The 20,734-nt window shown below is 65.3% G+C and carries 23 protein-coding genes; 13 read left to right on the top strand and 10 right to left on the bottom strand.

Annotation, left to right across the window (positions count from 1 at the left end; genetic code table 11):
• The coding region (locus AO684_RS02510) for a peptidoglycan-binding protein (protein ID WP_161805978.1) at positions 1-592 on the bottom strand (592 nt) is incomplete at its 3' end.
• 87 nt (positions 593-679) lie between these two features.
• Here AO684_RS02510 and lipB point away from each other — a divergent pair.
• From lipB to AO684_RS02535, 5 genes are all read left to right on the top strand, one after another.
• Entirely contained in the window at positions 680-1,351 is a 672-nt protein-coding gene (lipB, locus tag AO684_RS02515; protein WP_082400678.1) for a lipoyl(octanoyl) transferase LipB, read from the top strand.
• A 138-nt stretch (positions 1,352-1,489) separates the two neighbouring features.
• Positions 1,490-1,921, top strand: coding sequence for a cytochrome c family protein (locus AO684_RS02520; protein ID WP_054301175.1), 432 nt, complete (start codon positions 1,490-1,492; stop codon positions 1,919-1,921).
• 142 nt (positions 1,922-2,063) lie between these two features.
• Positions 2,064-3,734, top strand: coding sequence for a cytochrome c oxidase subunit 1 (locus AO684_RS02525; protein WP_054301176.1), 1,671 nt, complete (start codon positions 2,064-2,066; stop codon positions 3,732-3,734).
• 148 nt (positions 3,735-3,882) lie between these two features.
• Positions 3,883-4,368: a DUF2244 domain-containing protein gene (locus tag AO684_RS02530; RefSeq protein WP_054301177.1), complete on the top strand. Its 486-nt coding sequence runs from the start codon at positions 3,883-3,885 to the stop codon at positions 4,366-4,368.
• Between the two features lie 69 nt (positions 4,369-4,437).
• Entirely contained in the window at positions 4,438-4,818 is a 381-nt protein-coding gene (locus tag AO684_RS02535; protein WP_054301178.1) for a VOC family protein, read from the top strand.
• 4 nt (positions 4,819-4,822) lie between these two features.
• Here the strand turns inward: AO684_RS02535 and AO684_RS02540 are convergent, their stop codons facing one another.
• Together AO684_RS02540 and AO684_RS02545 are read right to left on the bottom strand one after the other, a co-directional pair.
• Positions 4,823-5,449 (bottom strand): helix-turn-helix domain-containing protein, encoded by a 627-nt coding sequence (locus AO684_RS02540; RefSeq protein ID WP_054301179.1) that lies wholly within the window; start codon positions 5,447-5,449, stop codon positions 4,823-4,825.
• Between the two features lie 10 nt (positions 5,450-5,459).
• On the bottom strand, positions 5,460-5,918 hold the full coding sequence (locus tag AO684_RS02545; RefSeq protein WP_054301180.1) for a GatB/YqeY domain-containing protein: 459 nt from the start codon (positions 5,916-5,918) through the stop codon (positions 5,460-5,462).
• 187 nt (positions 5,919-6,105) lie between these two features.
• Here AO684_RS02545 and carA point away from each other — a divergent pair, with 187 nt between their 5' ends.
• Complete coding sequence (gene carA / locus AO684_RS02550) at positions 6,106-7,260, top strand: glutamine-hydrolyzing carbamoyl-phosphate synthase small subunit (RefSeq protein WP_054301181.1); 1,155 nt, start codon at positions 6,106-6,108, stop codon at positions 7,258-7,260.
• Between the two features lie 73 nt (positions 7,261-7,333).
• On the top strand, positions 7,334-9,187 hold the full coding sequence (locus tag AO684_RS02555) for a glycosyltransferase (protein WP_152968324.1): 1,854 nt from the start codon (positions 7,334-7,336) through the stop codon (positions 9,185-9,187).
• Positions 9,188-9,189: 2 nt separating this feature from the next.
• Here AO684_RS02555 and AO684_RS02560 read toward each other — a convergent pair whose 3' ends face one another.
• Positions 9,190-9,825 carry a GntR family transcriptional regulator gene (locus AO684_RS02560; protein ID WP_054301182.1) on the bottom strand — a complete coding sequence of 212 codons (636 nt, stop codon included), beginning with the start codon at positions 9,823-9,825 and terminating at the stop codon, positions 9,190-9,192.
• A 95-nt stretch (positions 9,826-9,920) separates the two neighbouring features.
• Between AO684_RS02560 and AO684_RS02565 the strand changes: the two genes are divergently transcribed.
• From AO684_RS02565 to AO684_RS02575, 3 genes are all read left to right on the top strand, one after another.
• The gene (locus AO684_RS02565; RefSeq protein WP_054301183.1) at positions 9,921-10,568 is read left to right on the top strand and encodes a pyrimidine 5'-nucleotidase; all 648 of its coding nucleotides are present in this window, start codon (positions 9,921-9,923) and stop codon (positions 10,566-10,568) included.
• A gap of 91 nt (positions 10,569-10,659) precedes the next feature.
• Positions 10,660-10,881, top strand: a complete 222-nt coding sequence (locus AO684_RS02570) for a hypothetical protein (protein ID WP_054301184.1) — start codon at positions 10,660-10,662, stop codon at positions 10,879-10,881.
• Between the two features lie 63 nt (positions 10,882-10,944).
• Complete coding sequence (locus AO684_RS02575; RefSeq protein ID WP_054301185.1) at positions 10,945-12,141, top strand: UbiH/UbiF family hydroxylase; 1,197 nt, start codon at positions 10,945-10,947, stop codon at positions 12,139-12,141.
• A 68-nt stretch (positions 12,142-12,209) separates the two neighbouring features.
• Here the strand turns inward: AO684_RS02575 and AO684_RS02580 are convergent, their stop codons facing one another.
• From AO684_RS02580 to AO684_RS02590, 3 genes are all read right to left on the bottom strand, one after another.
• Positions 12,210-13,337, bottom strand: a complete 1,128-nt coding sequence (locus AO684_RS02580; RefSeq protein ID WP_054301186.1) for an aminotransferase class V-fold PLP-dependent enzyme — start codon at positions 13,335-13,337, stop codon at positions 12,210-12,212.
• Between the two features lie 123 nt (positions 13,338-13,460).
• Positions 13,461-13,919 carry an Lrp/AsnC family transcriptional regulator gene (locus AO684_RS02585; RefSeq protein ID WP_054301187.1) on the bottom strand — a complete coding sequence of 153 codons (459 nt, stop codon included), beginning with the start codon at positions 13,917-13,919 and terminating at the stop codon, positions 13,461-13,463.
• Positions 13,916-14,371, bottom strand: coding sequence for an Lrp/AsnC family transcriptional regulator (locus AO684_RS02590; RefSeq protein WP_054301188.1), 456 nt, complete (start codon positions 14,369-14,371; stop codon positions 13,916-13,918). Before AO684_RS02590 ends, AO684_RS02585 begins: the two co-directional genes overlap by 4 nt.
• Positions 14,372-14,582: 211 nt before the next feature.
• Here AO684_RS02590 and AO684_RS02595 point away from each other — a divergent pair, with 211 nt between their 5' ends.
• The 3 genes from AO684_RS02595 (at position 14,583) to AO684_RS02605 (ending at position 17,379) form a co-directional block, all read left to right on the top strand.
• Complete coding sequence (locus AO684_RS02595) at positions 14,583-15,749, top strand: Hint domain-containing protein (protein ID WP_054301189.1); 1,167 nt, start codon at positions 14,583-14,585, stop codon at positions 15,747-15,749.
• Positions 15,750-15,884: 135 nt separating this feature from the next.
• Positions 15,885-16,907: a ketol-acid reductoisomerase gene (ilvC, locus tag AO684_RS02600; protein ID WP_054301190.1), complete on the top strand. Its 1,023-nt coding sequence runs from the start codon at positions 15,885-15,887 to the stop codon at positions 16,905-16,907.
• 82 nt (positions 16,908-16,989) lie between these two features.
• Positions 16,990-17,379 carry a hypothetical protein gene (locus AO684_RS02605; RefSeq protein ID WP_054301191.1) on the top strand — a complete coding sequence of 130 codons (390 nt, stop codon included), beginning with the start codon at positions 16,990-16,992 and terminating at the stop codon, positions 17,377-17,379.
• Here the strand turns inward: AO684_RS02605 and glmM are convergent.
• The 3 genes from glmM to AO684_RS02620 are packed head-to-tail and all read right to left on the bottom strand — an operon-like array spanning position 17,376 to position 20,682.
• Positions 17,376-18,719, bottom strand: a complete 1,344-nt coding sequence (gene glmM, locus AO684_RS02610; protein ID WP_054301192.1) for a phosphoglucosamine mutase — start codon at positions 18,717-18,719, stop codon at positions 17,376-17,378. The two genes, AO684_RS02605 and glmM, sit on opposite strands and share 4 nt — an antisense overlap.
• Positions 18,716-19,729: a dihydropteroate synthase gene (gene folP / locus AO684_RS02615; RefSeq protein WP_054301193.1), complete on the bottom strand. Its 1,014-nt coding sequence runs from the start codon at positions 19,727-19,729 to the stop codon at positions 18,716-18,718. The genes glmM and folP overlap by 4 nt, the downstream gene beginning before the upstream one ends.
• Positions 19,730-19,773: 44 nt before the next feature.
• A complete protein-coding gene (locus AO684_RS02620; protein WP_054301194.1) occupies positions 19,774-20,682 on the bottom strand; it encodes a dihydroneopterin aldolase in 909 nt (302 codons plus the stop codon).
• Positions 20,683-20,734 lie beyond the last annotated feature (52 nt).

Genomic DNA, 20,734 nt, shown 5'->3' on the forward strand with positions numbered 1-20,734 from the left:
CCATCATCGCACCGGCCCCGGCCATCGCACCGGCAACGGCCATGCCCTGCCCCGTCATCTGGCCCGCCATCTGCGTTGGCAGACCCGCCATCTCGTCCCGTTGCAGCAGCAGCAGGCCCTTGATCCCCATGGGATGCGTGCCCATCACCTGCATGACCTGCGGACCGCCCGCGACGGCACGGTGATAGGCCGTCACCAGCAGCGTGCGTTCATAGTCGGTCAGCTGCCCGGTGGGCGGATAGCCCAGCGTCGCCTGATAGGACGAGATCGCCGACCGGCTCTTTGGCCCCAGCGAACCGTCCGGCGTACCGACCGGATAGCCGAAGTGATTGAGCGCGGTCTGCACCTCGCGGTTCTGTTCGCGCTGCGCAGCCGAGATGCCGGTGGATTTCGTTGATTTCGTGCTGGTCGACCGCCGGGTGGTCGTCGTCTGCTTGCGGCGCTGCTGATCCTTGGCAATGGCATGACCGATGATGCCGCCAATCAGTGCACCGGCAATCGCATCGCCCGCATCGGCCCGAACCGGGCTGGCAGGCGACAATGCCATGGCTGCCGCCACGGCACAGGTGGTTGCAACTGTCCTGACTTTCATCGAAAGACTCCTGAAGAAAGGCGTAAGCTATCCTGTCAGCGTAACACGCCATCGTTACATTGCGAGAAAAAACCGCGTCTGAGGAGGATGCCCATGGTCGAATGGCGCCACATGCCGGGCCTCAGCCCCTATGCCGAGACACTGGCCGCGATGGAGGCCCGCGCGGCAGCCATCGCCGCGGGCGAGGCGGAGGAGGCGATCTGGCTTCTGGAACATCCGCCGCTTTACACCGCCGGAACTTCGGCCCGGCCCGAGGATCTGGTGGAGCCGGACCGCTTCCCGGTTCATGCGGTCGGGCGCGGCGGTCAGTATACCTACCACGGCCCCGGCCAGCGCATCGTCTATGTCATGCTGGATGTGAAGAAGCGCGGCGGCGATGTGCGCTGCTTCGTGCGCCACCTGGAAAACTGGGTCATCGCCGCGCTGGCCGAATTCAACGTGAAAGGCGAAATCCGCCCCGGCCGCGTCGGCGTCTGGGTCGAACGGCCTGACCGGCCACGCAATGCCGATGGCTCGGTCGCCGAGGACAAGATCGCCGCGCTTGGCATCAAGATCCGCAAATGGGTCAGCTTCCACGGCATATCGATCAATGTGGAGCCGGACCTGAGCCACTTCGGCGGCATCGTGCCCTGCGGCATCCGCAACCATGGGGTGACCAGCCTCGTCGATCTGGGGCTGCCCGTTACCATGGCCGATCTGGATGCCGCGCTGATGGCCACCTTCGACGCCGCGCTGGAAGCGCCGTCCTGCCGGGCCTAGACATTTTGACAATTGTCAAAGCGCGACAAGCCGCCTCATGGTAAAGCCTCGTGGCACGGCACTATCCATCTGCCGAAGCCCTAGCCACCGGACGCGCCCGCCGCGCGCCGGGCCTGACGCCAGACAAGGACGATCACGATGAAACTGACACTCACCGCCGCCCTCGCCACCCTTGCGCTCGCCGCCCCGGCCTTTGCCGGAGACGCCGCCAAGGGCGAGGCCGATTTCAAGAAATGCAAGGCCTGCCACATGATCGTCGCCCCGGACGGGACCGAGATCCAGAAAGGCGGCAAGACCGGCCCGAACCTTTATGGCGTGGTCGGCCGCAAGGCGGGGTCGCTTGAGGGCTTCAATTACTCCAACGCCCTGGTCAAGCTGGGCGAGGCCGGTGAGGTCTGGACGGAAGAAGACATCGCGCATTACGTCGCCGATCCGAACAAATACGTCGATGAAAAGACCGGCGACAAGACGCTGAAGACCAAGATGACCTTCAAGCTGACCAAGGGCGGCGAGGACATGGCGGCCTATCTCGCCTCGGTCGCTCCGGCGCCCGAAGGTGCGTCGAACTGACGCACCATCTTGCGGAGTTTGCGCGGCTTTTCTTGATCTGCGTCAAAGTCTGCGATTGCCCGCAGGGCAGTGCCGCTCTAGTAATGGCTCATAATGCGGCCGGGATTCCCTTCCCGGCCGCTGGGACATAAGGGAGCAACGTATGGCAGACGCAGCCATTCATGGTCATGACCATGATACCCGCGGGTTCTTCACCCGCTGGTTCATGTCGACCAACCACAAGGACATCGGGATCCTCTACCTGTTCACCGCCGGCCTCGCCGGGCTGATCTCGGTGGGTTTCACCGTTTTCATGCGGCTCGAACTGATGGAGCCGGGCGTTCAGTACATGTGCCTCGAAGGCACCCGGCTTTTCGCGGATGCCACCCGCGAATGCACCCCGAACGGCCACCTCTGGAACGTGTCGATCACCGCGCACGGCATCCTGATGATGTTCTTCGTGGTCATTCCGGCGCTGTTCGGCGGCTTCGGCAACTACTTCATGCCGCTTCAGATCGGCGCGCCGGACATGGCGTTCCCGCGCATGAACAACCTGTCCTACTGGCTCTATGTCGCGGGCACCTCGCTCGCCGTGGCCTCGGTCTTCTCGCCGGGCGGCAATGACCAGCTGGGTTCCGGCATCGGCTGGGTGCTGTATCCGCCGCTCTCGACCTCGGAAGGCGGTTATTCGACCGACCTCGCCATTTTCGCCGTGCACCTCTCGGGCGCCTCGTCGATCCTCGGCGCGATCAACATCATCACCACCTTCCTGAACATGCGTGCCCCCGGCATGACCATGCACAAGGTGCCGCTGTTCGCCTGGTCGGTCTTCGTCACCGCCTGGCTGATCCTGCTGTCGCTGCCCGTGCTGGCTGGCGCCATCACCATGCTGCTGACCGACCGGAACTTCGGCACCACCTTCTTCCAGCCCTCGGGCGGCGGTGATCCGATCCTCTACCAGCACATCCTGTGGTTCTTCGGTCACCCGGAAGTGTATATCGTGATCGTGCCGGGCTTCGGCATCGCGTCGCAGGTCATCGCCACCTTCTCGCGCAAGCCGATCTTCGGCTATCTGCCGATGGTCTATGCGATGGTCGCCATCGGCGTGCTGGGCTTCGTCGTCTGGGCGCACCACATGTACACCGTCGGCATGTCGCTGACCCAGCAATCCTACTTCATGATGGCCACCATGGTGATCGCGGTGCCCACCGGCATCAAGATCTTCTCGTGGATCGCGACGATGTGGGGCGGCTCTATCGAGTTCAAGACGCCGATGCTGTTCGCGCTCGGTTTCCTGTTCCTGTTCACCATCGGCGGCGTGACCGGCATCGTTCTGAGCCAGGCCGGTGTGGACCGCGCCTATCACGACACCTATTATGTCGTGGCGCACTTCCACTACACCATGTCGCTGGGCGCTGCCTTCTGTATCTTCGCCGGGATCTACTTCTGGTTCGGCAAGATGTCGGGCCGCCAGTACCCGGAATGGGCGGGCAAGCTGCACTTCTTCATGTTCTTCATCGGTGCGAACCTGACCTTCTTCCCCCAGCACTTCCTCGGCCGTCAGGGGATGCCGCGCCGCTACATCGACTATCCCGTGGAATTCGCCTACTGGAACCACGTCTCGTCGATCGGCGCCTTCATCTCGTTCGCCTCGTTCCTGTTCTTCCTCGGCATCGTGTTCTACACGCTGTTCGCGGGTAAACGCGTGACCGAAAAGAACTACTGGAACGAATACGCCGACACGCTGGAATGGACGCTGCCCTCGCCGCCGCCGGAACACACCTTCGAGCAACTGCCGAAGCGTGAGGACTGGGACAAGGGCCACGCCCACTAAGCGCTGAAACCACAGAAGGCCCCGGCACCGCGCCGGGGCCTTTTGCATTCCGCCTCCCGCCCCTTCATCTGTTCGCAAATATCCCCGGGGGTGAATTGCCGCAGGCAAGAGGGGGCGGAAAGCCCCCTGTCGACAGCAGACATATCCCATGCCCTATGAATGGCTTCCCCCCTCGCCCGAAGGCGCACGGCTGCACCTCTGGCCCTATCGCTCGCTGCCGCGGCGCGGTTTCGTGTGGTTTGTCGGCGCCACTGCCGCGCTGATCGCCCTGCCGCTGATCGGGGTGCTGGGGTCGCCCGTGCTCTGGGCGCTGCTGCCCTTCCTGATCGCCGCCATCGCTGCGATCTGGTGGGCGCTGGACCGCTCATACCGCGATGCCGAGATCGTCGAGGATCTGCTTCTGACCCCGGCGCGGATGACGCTGACCCGCCACGGCCCGCGCGGCCGTCACCAGAGCTGGGAGGCGAACCCGCATTGGGTGCGGGTGGAGCGTCACGAAACCGGCGGGCCGGTGCCGCAATACCTTACCTTCTCCGGTGGTCCGCGCCCGGTGGAGATCGGCGCCTTCCTGACCCCCGAAGAGCGGCTGACGCTGGAGCATGAGCTGCGCCAGCATCTGCGCGCGCTGCGCTGAGACTGTCGCCTTTGTTCAATACGGCGGCGACCTGCATGCGCAATCTGGCCCGGTCGAAAGGAGCCAGACATGATTTTCCGCTATACGATCCTTTACGTTCAGGATGTGCCCGCCACCCTGGATTTCTATACCCGCGCCTTCGGGCTGGAGCGCAGCTTTCTGCATGACTCCGGCGATTATGGCGAGGTGCAGACCGGCGAGACTCGGCTTGCCTTCAGTTCGGTCGCGCTGATGCAACGGCTGGGCAAACGCATCGCGACCGGGGAGCCCGCCCTGCCCGCGTTCGAAATTGCCTTTGAAACCGCCGACGTCGCCGCCGCGCTGGAGAGGGCCGTCGCGGCCGGTGCCGAACAGGTGCAAGGGGTCGAGCGGATGGAGTGGGGCCAGACCACGGCCTATGTCCGCACCCCGGATGGCACGCTGGTCGAGCTTTGCACAAAAGTCGGCTGACCGCCTAAAGACCCGGCGCCAGCAGCGCCGCCATGGCCTCGGGATCGGCCAGAAGCCGGGCGGGCGGCGCGCCATGGAAGTGGCGCGCCTCGCGGGTGAAATGCGCCTGATCGGCATAGCCGGCACCGGCGGCGGCCATGGCCAGGGGCACGCCCTCGGCGGCTTCAGCCATCGCCCGGCGCAGGCGCGCCAGCCGAAGCCAGAACAGCGGCGGCTGGCCGGTTTCCGCACGGCTCAGTCGTTGCAGGCTGCGCAGGCTTTGCCCCAGTCTGCGGGCCAGCGCCCCGGCCCCGTCCGGTGGTTCCGCCAGCGCCGCAAGCATTTCGGTCAGGGCAGGATTGCCGGTGCAGATCGCACTGATCGCCGCCACCTCGTCCGGTTTCTCGGGGTCCAGCGCCGACCAGAGCGTCGCGGGCACACGAATTCCCGGCGCCAGACGAAAGCCCCGCATCGCTGTGCCGGTCAGTCCTCGCACCACCCGGACCCGAAGGTCCAGCGTGGAAACTTTCCAGACCGGCGCCTGTCCGGGCATATGTTGCCAGATCACATCCTGACAGCCATCTGGGAAGATCCGCACCGGGCCGGGACGCAACCGCGCCACCTGCCAGGTCTCAAGGACCCCCCCCGTCATGCGCGGTCCTTCAGGCCAGCTTGTCCTTCACCATCGGGCCGACTGCACCAAAATCCATCTGGCCGGTGTATTTGCCCTTCAGCACCGCCATGACCTTACCCATGTCGCGGATGCTGGTGGCGCCCGCCTCGGCAATAGCGGCCTCGATGGCGGCGGCGACTTCCGCTTCGGTCAGCTGCTTCGGCAAGAATTCGGAAATCACCGAGATTTCGGCCAGTTCCTTCTCGGCCAGTTCCAGCCGCCCGCCCTCTTCATAGGCGCGCGCGCTTTCCTGACGCTGTTTCACCATGCGGCCCAGAATGGCCAGAATGGCAGCATCATCGACCACGGCACCGTCGCTTTCGCCCCGCACCGCGATCTCGCGATCCTTGATTGCGGCGTTGATCAGCCGCAGCGTGGAGAGCCGGTCGGCCTCCTTCGCCTTCATGGCATCTTTCAGCGTGGCTTGAAGCCGGTCACGCAAGCTCATGAAACACCCATCCCCAGGTTGCCCGAAGTCGGCAGTCTAACCGTTCACGCTCTGTAACACAACCAGCCGAAAAATGTGTAAGATACTGATTTTTATGAAATAATAATTTCACGCTTCGTAAGGATCATCGGCCTTGACCCCGCCGCCTGTCGCCCTTAGGTTCCCCCCGTTTATCCGGAGAGTCGCCATGCCCCAGACGCAAGTCCCCACCGCCTGCCTCGCGCTTGCAGACGGAACGATCTTCTACGGCAAGGGTTTCGGCACCCCCGGCGAAACGGTGGCCGAACTGGTGTTCAACACCGCGATGACCGGCTATCAGGAAATCATGACCGATCCCTCCTATGCCGGGCAGATCGTCACCTTCACCTTCCCGCATATCGGCAATACCGGCGTCACCGTCGAGGATGACGAGACGGCCGAGCCTGTGGCCGCGGGCATGGTGGTGAAATGGGACCCGACGGAGCCGTCGAACTGGCGTGCCACCTCCGATCTGCAAGCGTGGATGGCGGCGAAGGGCCGTATCGGGATCGGCGGCATCGACACCCGCCGCCTGACCCGCGCAATCCGGCAGCAAGGCGCGCCGCATGTGGCGCTGGCCTTTGATCCCGAAGGCAAATTCGACCTTGAGGCGCTGGTCGCCAAGGCCCGCGCCTGGCAGGGTCTGGTCGGGCTGGATCTGGCGAAAGACGTGACCTGCGCGCAAAGCTACCGCTGGGACGAGATGCGTTGGGCCTGGCCCGAGGGTTACAGCCGCCGCGAAGGCCCCGGCCTGCGCGTGGTCGCCGTGGATTACGGCGCCAAGCGCAACATCCTGCGCTGCCTCGCCTCTGCGGGTTGCGAAGTGACCGTGCTGCCTGCCACCGCCACTGCGGAAGAGGTGCTGGCGCATGACCCCGAGGGCGTGTTCCTGTCGAACGGCCCCGGCGACCCAGCCGCGACCGGCGCCTATGCGGTGCCGATGATCCAAGAGGTGCTGAAGCGCGACCTGCCGGTGTTCGGGATCTGCCTTGGCCATCAGATGCTGGCGCTGGCGCTTGGGGCGCAGACGGTGAAGATGGGCCACGGCCATCACGGCGCCAACCATCCGGTGAAGGAGGTCGGCACCGGCAAGGTGGAAATCACCTCGATGAACCACGGCTTCACCGTGGATGCGCAGACCCTGCCCGCCGGTGTGGTGGAAACCCATGTCTCGCTGTTTGACGGCACCAATTGCGGTATCGCCGTTGAAGGCAAGCCGGTGTTCTCGGTCCAGCATCACCCCGAGGCCAGCCCCGGCCCGCAGGACAGCTTCTATCTGTTCGACCGTTTCGCCGAGGCGATGCGTGCCCGTCGCGCCGGCTGAGCCAGACCTCCGGCCGTTAACCCCGCGTTAACGGCTTTCCGCCGATCCTGCCGCCGGATAGCACGGGATCGGCATGACGGCACACAGACCCGAGTTGCGGCAGGACCGGACCGCGCCCGTTGCGGGCGGCGGCGGGCTTGGTGTTGCCCTGCTGCGCGAGGGTCTGGTTCCGCCGCATGAGATCGTCACAGCGCTTGCCGATGTTCAGGCCACGCAACACGACCTCGCCGATGCTCTGCGGGGCGGCGGGCCGCAGCGTCCCGCGGTTTACGACAGTATGGCACGGCACTGGCGCGTCGATATCGCCAACCTGTCGCGCCAGCCGCCCGATCCGCGCCTGATCGACCGGCTGGGCATTGCCGCCTGCCTGCGGGACCGGCTGGTGCCCTGGCGACAAAGCGGGGCGCTGACCATCATTGCCGTGTCTCACCCCGATGTCTTTCATCGCCAGCAATTCTCGCTGGAGGCGGTCTTCGGGCGGGTAGGCATGGCCATCGCCCCGCCTGAGGAGATCGAGGCTGCCCTGATCGCCGTGCGCGGGCCGCAGATGGATCGTGCCGCCCGGTTCAAGGTTGCGGCAGAGGAAAGCTGCCGTGACTGGGGCGGGCACCGCCATGCCAGTGTCGCCCGCACTGCGCTGGTTCTGGCAATCATCTGGCTGACGCTCGCGCCGGTCAGCCTCGCGGCGGCTCTCGCCTTCTGGGCAGTGCTGACGCTGCTGTTCGCGACGCTGATGAAGGCCGCCGCCATCCTTGCCGCGCTGCGCAAACCGCCACCGGAGCCACCCCTGCCGCATATCGCCCGTCAGCCTGTCATCTCGATCATGGTGGCACTTTACCGCGAGGCCGATATCGCCCCGCGTCTGGTGCGGCGGCTGGGCCGTCTGGATTATCCGCGGGACTGTCTTGAAATCCTGCTGGTGGTCGAAGAGGAGGACAGCCTGACCCGCGCCGCGCTGGCCAGCGCCCGCCTGCCCGACTGGATGCGCGTTGTCGTGGTGCCGGATGGACCGCTGAAAACCAAGCCACGCGCGCTGAACCACGCGCTGAGGGCCTGCCGGGGCACCATTATCGGCGTCTATGACGCAGAAGACTCGCCGGAGCCTGACCAGCTGCGCCGCGTGGTCGAGCGTTTCCATCGCCGCGGCCCCGAGGTCGCCTGTCTGCAAGGAGTGCTGGATTTCTACAACCCGCAGACCAACTGGCTCAGCCGCTGTTTCACCATGGAATATGCCACATGGTTCCGCATCATCCTGCCGGGACTGGAGCGGCTGCGGTTGGCCATCCCGCTGGGCGGCACAACCCTGTTCTTCCGCCGCGATGCGCTGGAGCGGCTGGGCGGCTGGGATGCCTATAATGTGACCGAGGACGCCGATCTGGGCATCCGCCTCGCCCGCCACGGCTTTCGCACCGAGCTGTTGCCGACCACCACCTTCGAGGAGGCGAACTGCCGCGCCCTGCCCTGGATCAGACAGCGCTCGCGCTGGCTGAAGGGCTACATGATGACCTATGCGGTGCATATGCGGTCACCCCGCCTGCTGCTGCGGCAGTTGGGCTGGTGGAAATTCGCGGGCTTTCAGGTCTTCTTCCTGACCACATTGTCGCAATTCCTGCTGGCGCCGGTGATGTGGTCGTTCTGGCTTGTGCCGCTGGGTGTGCCGCACCCGCTGGTCACCGCCATGCCCGGCTGGCTTTATGCGCTGACCGCCGGGATTTTCATGTTTACCGAGGTCATGCTGCTGGTCGTCACCCTGGTTTCACTGCGACTGACCCCGAACCGGATCAACCCACTCTGGGCGCCGGTGCTGCATTTCTATTTCCCGCTCGGGGCGCTGGCCTCCTACAAGGCAGCGTGGGAGCTGGTGACGCGCCCGTTCTGGTGGGACAAGACGCATCACGGTCTGTTCGACCCGCTGAACGACGGCTGAACTCAGCGCAGCCGCAACTCGCCCGCATCAACCCGCAGCCGGGTTTCGAATGCCTTGGAAATATGTGCCTTCAGCGCCGCATAGGCGGCATCGCCGTCCCGCGCGGCAATCGCCTGCACGATTTCGTCATGTTCGCAGATCGCCACCTCGTCGCGCCCTTCGGCCGCGAAAGAGGTATTGGCCATCAGCGCCATCGAGCGATGCACGAGATCGAGCTGCTGCACAAGAAAACGGTTGTGCGACGCAAGATGAATCTGCTTGTGGAACCGCTTGTTCGCCCGGCTCAGCGCACGAGGGTCGCCCCCCAGCAGCGCACGGTCTTCCTCGACCATCGAGCGCAGCACGCGGATTTCCTCATCCGTGGCATGGCGGGCGGCGAGCCGCGCGGCCAGCCCCTCCAGTTCCGTCCGCACGGTATAAAGCTCAGCCAGCTGGTTGTGATCCAGCGTCGCCACAATCAGGCTGCGGCCATCGCGGGTCAGCATCGACTGGGTCTCCAGACGCTGCAAGGCCTCGCGCACCGGGGTGCGGGATACGCCCAACCGCTCGGCCAGTTCGGATTCGACCAGCCGCGAGCCGGGCTTGTAATCCCCCGCCTCGATCGCTTCGAGGATCAGCGTATAGGCGTCTTTCTGCAAGGGGCACTCCTTTCGCATCGCGCGACACTAAGCCGGGCGCATCGCCCGGTGCAAGCGCCATTGCCGCCAGAAGCCCGATGCGATAGCTCTGGGACATGGTAGCCCAATCCTTCTCGCATGTCCGTCACTGGGTCTTCGACCTCGACAATACGCTTTACCCGCCCGAGGCGCGGCTGTTCGACCAGATCGAGCGCCGGATGACCGCCTGGGTGATGCAGGAGTTGAAGGTGGACCAGCCGGAGGCCGACCGGCTGCGCCGCCACTACTGGCAGCTTTACGGGACCACCCTAGCCGGGCTGATGGCAGAACACGGCATCGACCCGCATGGCTACATGCACGAGGTCCATGACATCGACTTCACGGTGCTGACGCCGGACGCCGGTCTGGCCGGACGCATCCGTGACCTGCCGGGGCGGCGGATCGTCTATACCAATGGCAGCGCGCCTTACGCAGAAAAAGTCCTGGCCGCGCGGGGGCTTGCCGGGGTGTTCGACGCCATCTACGGGGTGGAGCATGCCGGTTTTCGCCCGAAGCCGGAGCGCGCGGCCTTCGAGACGGTCTTTGGCCGCGACGGGATCGTGCCGGAAACCGGCGCCATGTTCGAGGATGATCCGCGCAACCTTGCCGCCCCGCATGACATGGGGATGCGCACGGTGCATGTGGCCCCCGCCCCTGCCCCGGCACCGCATATCCACCACCATACCGACGATCTGAGCGGTTTTCTCGCCCGGCTGCTGCCCTGACGGCCTGCGACAGCCTGTCGCGCGTCAAGTTGTATTCTGGAAACACCTTTGAGCGGCGGCGATAAACCGGCCACGCAAACAGGAGAGTTCCATGACCGCGCTTCCCGCCACCGGCCTTGGCCGTCTGCCGCTGATCGGCTTCATCGCCCGCGATATTGCCCGTGACATCAACGTCATTTTCTACATGCTGACCATTGTGGTGACGATGATCACGCTGGCGGTGATGACATGGGGCGTCGTCGCACTCGCCATGGTGGCGCTCGCCATGGTGCCGGTGATGTTCTGCATCCTCATCGCCATCACGCGGGGCTGACGCTTCGCCGCGTGGACGGCCCCTGCCTTCTGGTCTATCTGACAGGGGAACGGAGGGCTGGCCATGCGTGAGACGACCGACATCCTGATTTCCGGCGGCGGCGTGGCGGGGCTGGCGGCAGCCTGTGCCTTCGGCAGCGCGGGTTTTTCGGTGATCTGCGTAGAGCCGAACCCGCCGGTGACCGAGGCGGAGGCCGATGGCTCGGACCTGCGCACCACCGCCTTCCTGCATCCGTCAATTCCGGTGCTGGAGGCGGCGGGGCTGTGGCAGCGGCTGGAAGCCCATGCCGCTGCGCTTCAGATCATGCGGATCGTCGATGCGGGTGGCGAAAAACCCGAGCCGCGCGTCATCAAGGATTTCGACGCCGCCGACCTGTCGGACAAGCCCTTTGGCTGGAACCTGCCCAACTGGCTTTTGCGACGCGAGATGCTGGCCCGGATCGGGGAATTGCCTAGTGTGCGCTTCCTGCCCGGCGTCGGCACCGCCAGCGTGCTGACCCGCGAGACCGAGGCGCTTGTCGGCCTCAGCGACGGGCGGCGCATCGCGGCGCGGTTGCTGATCGGCGCCGACGGGCGCAACAGCACGGTCCGGCAGGCGCTGGACATCCCGGTGAAAACCCTGCGCTACGGCCAGAAGGCGCTGGCCTTCGCGGTCAGCCACCCGATACCGCATGGCAATATCTCGACCGAGATTCACCGCTCCGGCGGGCCCTTCACCTTCGTGCCCCTGCCTGACCGCGACGGGCTGCCGCGATCTGCCGTGGTCTGGATGGACCACTCGGCCGAAATCGACCGCCGCATGGCGCTGTCCGTGGCCGGTTTCGAGGCCGAGATGATGGAGCGCTCCTGCGGGCTGCTGGGGCCGCTGACGCTGGTAAGCCGCCTGACAAGCTGGCCGATCATCGCTCAGATCGCCGCCCGCATGTCGGGCGAGCGCGTGGCGCTGATGGCCGAGGCTGCGCATGTGATGCCACCCATCGGGGCGCAGGGCCTGAACATGAGCCTCGCCGACCTGACCGCACTGCTGGATCTGGCGCAGGCCGATCCCGCACATCTGGGAGACGCCGCAATGCTGGACGCCTATCACCGCAAGCGGCATCTGGATGTGGAAGCACGGGTGCGCGGCATCGACCTGTTGAACCGCGCCTCGCAGATCGGGGCGCAGCCGCTGCGTGATCTGCGGGCGGCAACGCTGGATGCGCTCTATTCCGTGGCGCCGGTCCGGCGCGGGCTGATGCGGGCGGGGATCGGGGTCCGGTAAGATACGGCTGAACCGGGGTCTGCCCCCGGTTCGCCACCCTATTTTCGGCAGAGTGAATGCTCTGCCCGTCAAAGCACCTTGTCGAGCACGGCTTTCAGGCGGGCCACGGTGCCATCCACATCCTTCAGCTTGTCGAGACCGAACAGACCGAGGCGGAAGGTGCGGAACTCCGGCCCTTCTCCCACCTGCAAGGGCACGCCCGCCGCGATCTGCATGCCTTCGGCGAGGAACTTCTTGCCATTCTGAATGTCGGGATCGTCGGTATAGCTGACCACCACGCCCGGCGCACCAAAGCCTTCAGCAGCCACCGATTGAACGCCCTTTTCCGCCAGCAGCGCGCGAACGGCGCGGCCCAGTTGCCATTGTGCGGCCTTTGCCGCCTCGAACCCCAGCGCGCGGGTTTCGGCCATGGCATCCCGGAAGCCGATCAGCGCGTCGGTCGGCATGGTGGCGTGGTAGGCATGGCCGCCACCCTCATAGGCCGCCATGATCGCGCGCCATTTCTTCAGGTCCAGCGCGAAGCTGCTGGAAGTTGTCGCCTCCAGCCGTTCCACCGCGCGCGGCGACAGCATCACAAGGCCGGCCGAGGGAGAGGCCGACCAGCCCTTTTGCGGCGCCGAAATCAGCACATCGACGCCGGTCGCCGCCATATCGACCCAGATCGTGCCCGAGGCGATGCAGTCGAGCACCATCAGCGCGCCGACCTCATGCGCGGCCTCCGCCATCGCGCGGATATAATCGTCGGGCAGGATCAGCCCCGCCGCGGTTTCCACATGCGGGGCAAAGACCACATCGGGGCGGGTGTCGCGGATCTTCGCCACCACCTCGTCAATCGGCGGCGGCGCAAAGGGGGCGCGGGCGCCATTGCCGGATTGCCGCGCCATGACGACCGTCGTGTCCGCGGCAAAACCGCCTGCCTCGAAAATCTGGCTCCAGCGGTAGGAGAACCAGCCGTTGCGCACGATCAGCGCATGGGCGCCGCTGGCGAACTGGCGCGCGACCGCCTCCATCGCATAGGTGCCGCCCCCGGGCACCAGCGCCACGGCGGCGGCGCCATAGACCTCGCGCAGGAGGCCGGAGATATCGCGCATCGCCTGTTGAAAACGGTGCGACATATGGTTCAGCGAGCGATCGGTGAAGACCACCGAAAATTCCTGCAAGCCTTCCGGGTCCACTTCGGGGCGCAATCCGGGCATGACGATCTCCTCTCATTCTTCCGGGGAACCCTAGCGCGAGATGGCACGGCTGCGCCCGCGAAATCCGACATGAATTCCGTCGGATTGCGCGAAAGCACTTGTTTCGGTTTGCGAAAGCCGCCCTCAGCCCAGCGGGCCGGGGCGCGGTTCTTCGGACAGGACCACATTCGCCTCGACCTGCCCCACCCCGGGCAGGGTCATGATCCGCCGCCGCAGCACGCGTTCGAAATCCGAAATGTCGCGGGCGACAACGCGCAGGCGGTAGTCGAACAGGCCAAGGACATGCTGCACCACCTGCACCTCGGGAATGGCGGTCACGGCGCGTTCGAAGTCCTCAAGACTGACGCGGCCCTTGGTGGCCAGCTTCACACCCAGAAACACCGTCACCCCGAAGCCAAGCGCCGCGCGATCCACCAGCACGCGCTGGCCCTTCAGCACACCGGCATCAGTCAGCCGCTTCACCCGACGCCAGGCGGCAGGCTGGCTCAGGCCATGCCGGCGGCCCAGTTCGCCTGCCGACAGCGTGCCGTCACGGGCAAGGTCGCGCAGCAGCGCACGGTCGGTGTCGTCCAGGTCGATCACAGCGGCAGCCCCGCGCTGTCCTTGATGGTGGCCACCAGCATCAGCGCCTCGATGTCATTGATATGCGGCAGGGTCAGGATGCGTTCGCGGTAGATCTGCTGATAATGCTGCAGATCGCGCGCGATCACGTTCAGACGCACGTCGACGCGGCCCAGAAAGGTTTCGAAACCAATGACCTCGGGCACCTCGCGCGCCGCTTGCAGGAATTCATCGAAAGCGCGGGGGTGGGTCTTGTCGAGCGTGAAGCGCAGCGAGACTTCCACCTCATACCCCAGCGCATGCCAGTCGATCACCGCCTGCCGGGCCTGAATGACCCCGCTGTCGGCCAGCCGCTCCAGCCGGCGCCAGCAGGTCGCGGTGGTCAGGCCCGCACGCTCTGCCAGAGTGGCGGTCGGCAGGCCCGGCTCGGCCAGCAGATGCCGCAAAAGCCGCCTGTCGCTGTCATCAAGCATGATGCTCACATGAATCCTCTATTTCGCGAATGAGATTTTCGCAGAAACCCTGTTCCGGGTCAAACCGGCGCCAGCCACCTTTCTGCCACAGTGCCGGATAAACCGCTGCCCCACCGCCGAATTCCGGCAACATCATGCAGCCGTGCGGGTAAGCTTGGCCAAAGCAGTGCGCCCTGCAACGACAGGGTACGAGAAGAACAGGCCCCATCGGATGACCGAACGCACCATCTATGTCTTCGCCAAAAGCGGGGTCTCGATCACCCGTATCAACGGCGCCGCCACCAACCAGAATGACATCATCGGCAATGCGCTGAACGGAGATGCCTTCAGCTGGGAAGTGCCTTATGATCTTGCGCTGACCTTCTCGGGGCCGACCACCGCCATTCATTTCGATGACAGCGACGGCTATCTGACGGATGATCCATTCTCCGGCGCCACCGTGATCGACCAACGACTGACGCAATCGTTGAACATCAACGGCACCACCTACAATCCGTCGAATGAAACGATCCGCTGGAAATACCCGCCGCCGGTGGGCGTGGAAAACGAATATGAGGTCACGCTTTACGATGCGGCGGGGCACAGCTACCGCATGGTGGGCGTGTCGATCACCCAGGGCTATACGACCCAGGTTGTCGGCGTCATGTTCGAGGGGGATCAGCCCCCCGCAGGCACCAAGCTTTATTACCTGCAGCGGATCTCCAGCTATTCGGGCTATGGCCAGTCCACGCCGATCATCGACCCGGTCACCTGTTTCCTCGCCGGAACCCGGATCGAAACCGGGGATGGTCCGCGCCCGATCGAAAGCCTGCGCGCGGGCGATATGGTGCGGACCCTGCATCACGGCATGCAGCCGCTGCGCTGGATCGGGCACAGCACCGTGCGCGGCATCGGGCTGAATGCGCCGGTGCAGATTGCCGCCGGGATCATGGGCAATACCGAGGCCCTGAGCGTTTCGCCCAATCACCGCATCCTGCTGCGCTGCGCCGAGGCCGAGCTGTTCTTTGGCAGCACCGAGGTACTGGTGCCCGCAAAATTCCTGATCGATGGCCAGAGCGTGCGCAGCATGCCCGCAAGGCAGGTCGATTACCTGCATATGCTGCTGGACCGGCACGAAACCGTGTTTTCCAACAACGTGGCAACCGAAAGCCTGTTTGCCGGTCAGGTGGCTCTGGATTCGCTCGATACCGCCGCGGTGGACGAGTTGCGTGACCTGATGCCCGGTCTGGATCTGCGGCACCACCGGCTCAGCCACCGCAGCCTGAACCGGGGAGAGGCAGCATTGCTGCTGTCGCATCTGCGGGCCGGTGGCACAGGGATGCGGCTGCCCGGGATCGTGCTGTCAGCCCCCCCCGCCCGCCCGCGCAAAGCGGCATGATGAATTGAAATCTGACTAATAGCTCATCTGGCGCATGATTTTTGCGGCGGACCGGATCAATCAGAGAATTTTGCACAGAACCGCGCAGGAATTTCCCTATTCTGCCCATCATCAAGGCAAGGAAAGGACCGCCTCATGCGCGTGTATTACGACCGCGATTGCGACATCAACCTGATCAAGGACAAGAAAGTGGCCATCCTGGGCTATGGCTCGCAAGGCCACGCCCATGCGCTGAACCTGCGCGACTCGGGTGCCAAGAACGTGGTCGTCGCGCTGCGCGCCGGTTCGGCCTCGGCCAAGAAAGCCGAAGGCGAAGGCCTGAAGGTCATGGAAATCGCGGAAGCCGCCGCCTGGTGTGACGTGATCATGTTCACCATGCCCGATGAGCTGCAAGCCGAAACCTACAAGAAATACGTCCGTGACAACCTCAAGCCCGGCTCGGCCATCGCCTTCGCCCACGGCCTGAACGTGCATTTCGGCCTGATCGAGGCGCCGGAAGGCGTGGACGTCATCATGATGGCGCCGAAAGGCCCGGGCCACACCGTGCGCGGTGAATACGTCAAAGGCGGCGGCGTGCCCTGCCTCGTGGCTGTCCATCAGGACGCGACCGGCAAAGCGCTGGAAATCGGCCTGAGCTACTGCTCTGCCATCGGTGGCGGCCGCTCGGGCATCATCGAGACCAACTTCCGCGAAGAATGCGAAACCGACCTGTTCGGCGAACAGGCCGTGCTGTGCGGCGGTCTGGTCGAGCTGATCCGCATGGGCTTCGAAACCCTGGTCGAAGCCGGTTACGCCCCGGAAATGGCCTATTTCGAGTGCCTGCACGAAGTGAAGCTGATCGTGGACCTGATCTACGAAGGCGGCATCGCCAACATGAACTACTCGATCTCGAACACCGCCGAATATGGCGAGTATGTCTCGGGCCCGCGCATCCTGCCGTATGAGCAGACCAAGAAAGCCATGAAGGAAGTCCTGACCGACATCCAGACCGGCAAGTTCGTGCGCGATTTCATGCAGGAAAACGCCGTGGGCCAGCCCTTCTTCAAGGGCACCCGCCGCCTGAACGACGAGCACCAGATCGAGCAGGTCGGCGAAAAGCTGCGCGCGATGATGCCCTGGATCTCCAAAGGCAAGATGGTCGACCGTTCGCGCAACTGAGCCGCGACCATTCGCACCAGAGGGGGCGCCTTGCGGGGCGCCCCTTTTTCGTTCAGGGTCAAGGCGTTGAAAGAGGTGCCCCATGCCCGATCTGCCACCTGACAAGATTGACGCCATTCTGGCGGAACGCGCGCGGTTCTTCACCGCCGGCTGGTTCCGCGAGTTGCTGGCGGGGCGGATGACGCCGGGCGAAACCTTTTGGGCGGGCACCTATGGGCCGCTGCTGTTTCTGGTGCCGGGGCTGGTGCTGCTGGCCATGCTGCTGGCGATCTTCGCGCCGGCCGCCAGCACGCCGGTGATGGCGCTGAGTTCGATCTTTTTCGGCATCTACCTGCTGGTGCTGCTGCGGGCGCTCGTCCGCAGCACGGCACGCGCGACGGGGCCAAAGGCCTGGCCCCGCGTCGGGATCATTGTCACGCTGCTGAATGCGGTGGCCAGTATCGGCACAGGCGTGGTGCTGCTTGTGGCCTAGACCGCCGCCTCCACCGCCGCGACGATGCCCTCGACCTCGGCACGCAGCAGCGCCTCGTCCTCGCATTCGGCCATGACGCGGATCAGCGGTTCGGTGCCAGACTTGCGGATCAGCACGCGGCCCCGGCCGGTCATCCGGGCCTCGGCCTCGGCGATGCGGGCTTTCACGGCATCGTCGGAAAGCGGTTCTTTTCCAGCTTCATAGCGGACGTTCTTCAGAAGCTGCGGCACGGTTTCGAACGTGTGCAGCAGGTCCGAGGCCGGACGCTCGGTACGGGCCATCTCGGCCAGGAATTGCAGTCCGGCCACCAGCCCGTCACCAGTGGTGGCGTAATCGGTCATCACGATATGGCCAGATTGCTCGCCGCCCAGGTTGAAACCACCGCGACGCATCGCCTCGACCACATAGCGGTCGCCAACGGCGGTGCGTTCCAGCCGCAGCCCGCGCCCTTGCAGAAAACGTTCCAGCCCGAGGTTCGACATCACCGTTGCGACCAGCGTGCCGCCGCGCAGCCGTCCCTCCTCGGCCCAGCGGGCAGCGAGAAGCGCCATGATCTGATCGCCGTCCGCCGTACGGCCGTTCTGATCGAGGATCATCACCCGGTCGGCATCGCCATCCAGCGCGATACCGACATGGGCGCCATGCGCCACCACGGCCTCGGCAGCGGTCTGGGTATGGGTCGAGCCGCACCTTTCGTTGATATTGGTACCGTTCGGGGACACGCCGATCGGGATGACCTCGGCCCCCAGCTCCCACAGCACCTCCGGCGCGGCCTTGTAGGCGGCCCCATTCGCGCAGTCGATCACCACTTTCAGCCCGTCCAGTCGCAGGCCCGCCGGGAAGGTGGTTTTGACGAATTCCTGATAGCGCCCGCGCCCGTCTTCGATCCGCCGGGCGCGGCCGATGTTCTGCGGCTGGGCGGGCGCAATTTCGCCCTCAAGGATCGCCTCGATCTCGGCCTCGGCCTCGTCGGACAGCTTGAACCCGTCGGGACCGAAAAACTTGATCCCGTTATCATGGTGCGGATTGTGGCTGGCCGAAATCATCACGCCCAGATCGGCGCGCATGCTGCGGGTCAGGAACCCGACCGCCGGTGTCGGCACCGGCCCCAGCAGCAACACATTCATGCCGGTCGAGGTCAGCCCGGCCGTCAGCGCGTTTTCCAGCATGTAGCCGGAAAGCCGGGTATCCTTGCCAATCACCACGCGATGCGCCGAACCGCCGTCACGGCGGAAGAACCGCCCGGCGGCTGCGCCAAGGCGCAGCGCCATCTCGGCAGTCATCGGATAGGTATTGGCGCGGCCCCGAACCCCGTCGGTGCCGAAAAGCTTGCGGCTCATGCCACATCTCCTGTCGTGACGGAGCGCCACAGGGTCAGGGCCTGCCGCGTCTCCCATACATCATGGACACGCAGAACCTGCGCGCCCTGCGCCACCCCGGCCAGCGCCACGGCAACCGAGCCGGGCGCCCGGCGCGCGGCTTCAGCCTCGCCGCCCAGCGTGCCGATGAACTTCTTGCGGCTGACCCCCAGCAAAATCGGACAGCCAAGGCCGTGAAACAGGCTCAGCCCCCGGATCAGCGTCAGGTTATGATCCAGCGTCTTGCCAAAGCCGATACCGGGATCGACCATGATCCGCGCGCGGGGAATGCCCGCAGCTTCCGCCTCGGCCACCTTGGCGGCGAGGAAGTCATAGACATCCAGCAGCACGTCATCATAGCACGGGTCCAGTTGCATGGTCTGCGGCGTGCCCTGCGCATGCATGAGGCAAACCGGCGCACCGGCATCAGCCGTCACCTGCTTCAGCGCCGGGTCATAAGTGAAGGCGGAAACATCGTTGACGAAGCTCGCCCCCGCCGCCAGCGCCGCCGAAGCCACGGCACCCTTGCGCGTGTCGATGGAAATGGCCGCCTCGATCCCGCCGGCGCGCAGGGCGGCGATCACCGGGGCAGTGCGCGCGGTTTCCTCCGCCACCGGCACCTCGACCGCACCGGGCCGCGTGCTTTCGCCCCCGATGTCGATGATATCGGCCCCCGCCCCGGCCATCATCTGCCCCTGGCTCAGGGCCGCTTCCGGCGCAAGGAACTGGCCGCCGTCGGAAAAGCTGTCGGGCGTGACGTTCAGGATACCCATGAGGCGCGGGCGGTCCATCGAAAGCCCGGCGAAATCGGCGCGCGGCGCCGTCAGTCGCGCGCGTGCCTCTTCCGGCAGGTCCGCAGCGGCGATGAGATGTGACGGGCGGTCGCGCTCCCGCACTTCGACGCGGTCAAACCACAGCCAGCCACCGGCCAGCGTCAGGGCGCCGTCGGGACGGCAGGGATCGGAGGAGGTGACAGGTCTGTAATATCGCATGCCTTCGGATAGGCCCTTGCTGCGATACAGGCAAGCCGCCCGTGTCAGCCGCGCTCCAGCCGCACGCGGCTTCCCGCCGGAACTGTTACATCGCCGTGAACGATCAGCGCCTCGGCCGCGGTCAGTTCCGCCAGCCAAAGCGCCAGCGCCTCGGGGGCGCGGGAATGCGGGCCATCGACAGCATCCAGCACCAGTTTCGAGGGTGCCCAGACAATCGTTTGCCCGTGCTTCATCGCCCAGTCGATTTCGGTACGGGTGGACACCACCACACAGCGGTCATCGCGCGCGGCAAGTGTCCAGGCGTTCTGTTCGATGGCCAGAAGGTCGATCCGGCGTTGCGTCGGCTTGTGGCCGGTCACCGGGCGCGGGAAATCGGGCAGACCTACCGTCAGGATCAGCGGCAGGCCCCGTGCCTGCCAGGCATCAAGGCGCTGCGGCAGATCGGGCGCCGCGATGGCGGCATTGTCGAGATGGATCACCAGCGGATGCAGCGCCTGCATCGCGCCTTCGCTGTCCAGCGCCTGTACCGGCGCCTCGGCCCGGCTGCGCACGATTTCCACCCCCAGCGCACCGGGGCCACGGTCCAGCTTTTCGACCCGCACGAAAACCCGCATCGCCTGCGGCTCGGCCAGCACGCGCTCCGCCACCTTTTCGGCCAGCGTTTCCAGCAGGTTCAGCCGCTCTTCCGCCAGTTCGGCGGCTATCGCCTCGGTGATCCGGTCGTAGGACAGGATGCGGTCGACATCATCTTCCAGCGGGGCAGGATGTGGGCGCACCTCGACCACCACATTGAAGCGCAGGCGCTGCTTGTGGCCACGTTCCTGCTGGAAGGCGCCAATATCGGCCTCAACCACATGGTCACGCAGGGAAATGCGATCCCGCGGGGCGGCCCCGGCCGATGCAAGGCTGCGCTCTTCCGGGTGGGCAAAGGCGAGACGGGTGTCGCTGGTCATATCGCCCTCCGGCGTTCGGGTCTTTCTGCGGGCAGTTTAGAGGCCCGAGACG

It is taken from the genome of Gemmobacter sp. LW-1 (genome assembly GCF_001303875.1).
Taxonomy (GTDB): domain Bacteria; phylum Pseudomonadota; class Alphaproteobacteria; order Rhodobacterales; family Rhodobacteraceae; genus Gemmobacter; species Gemmobacter caeni.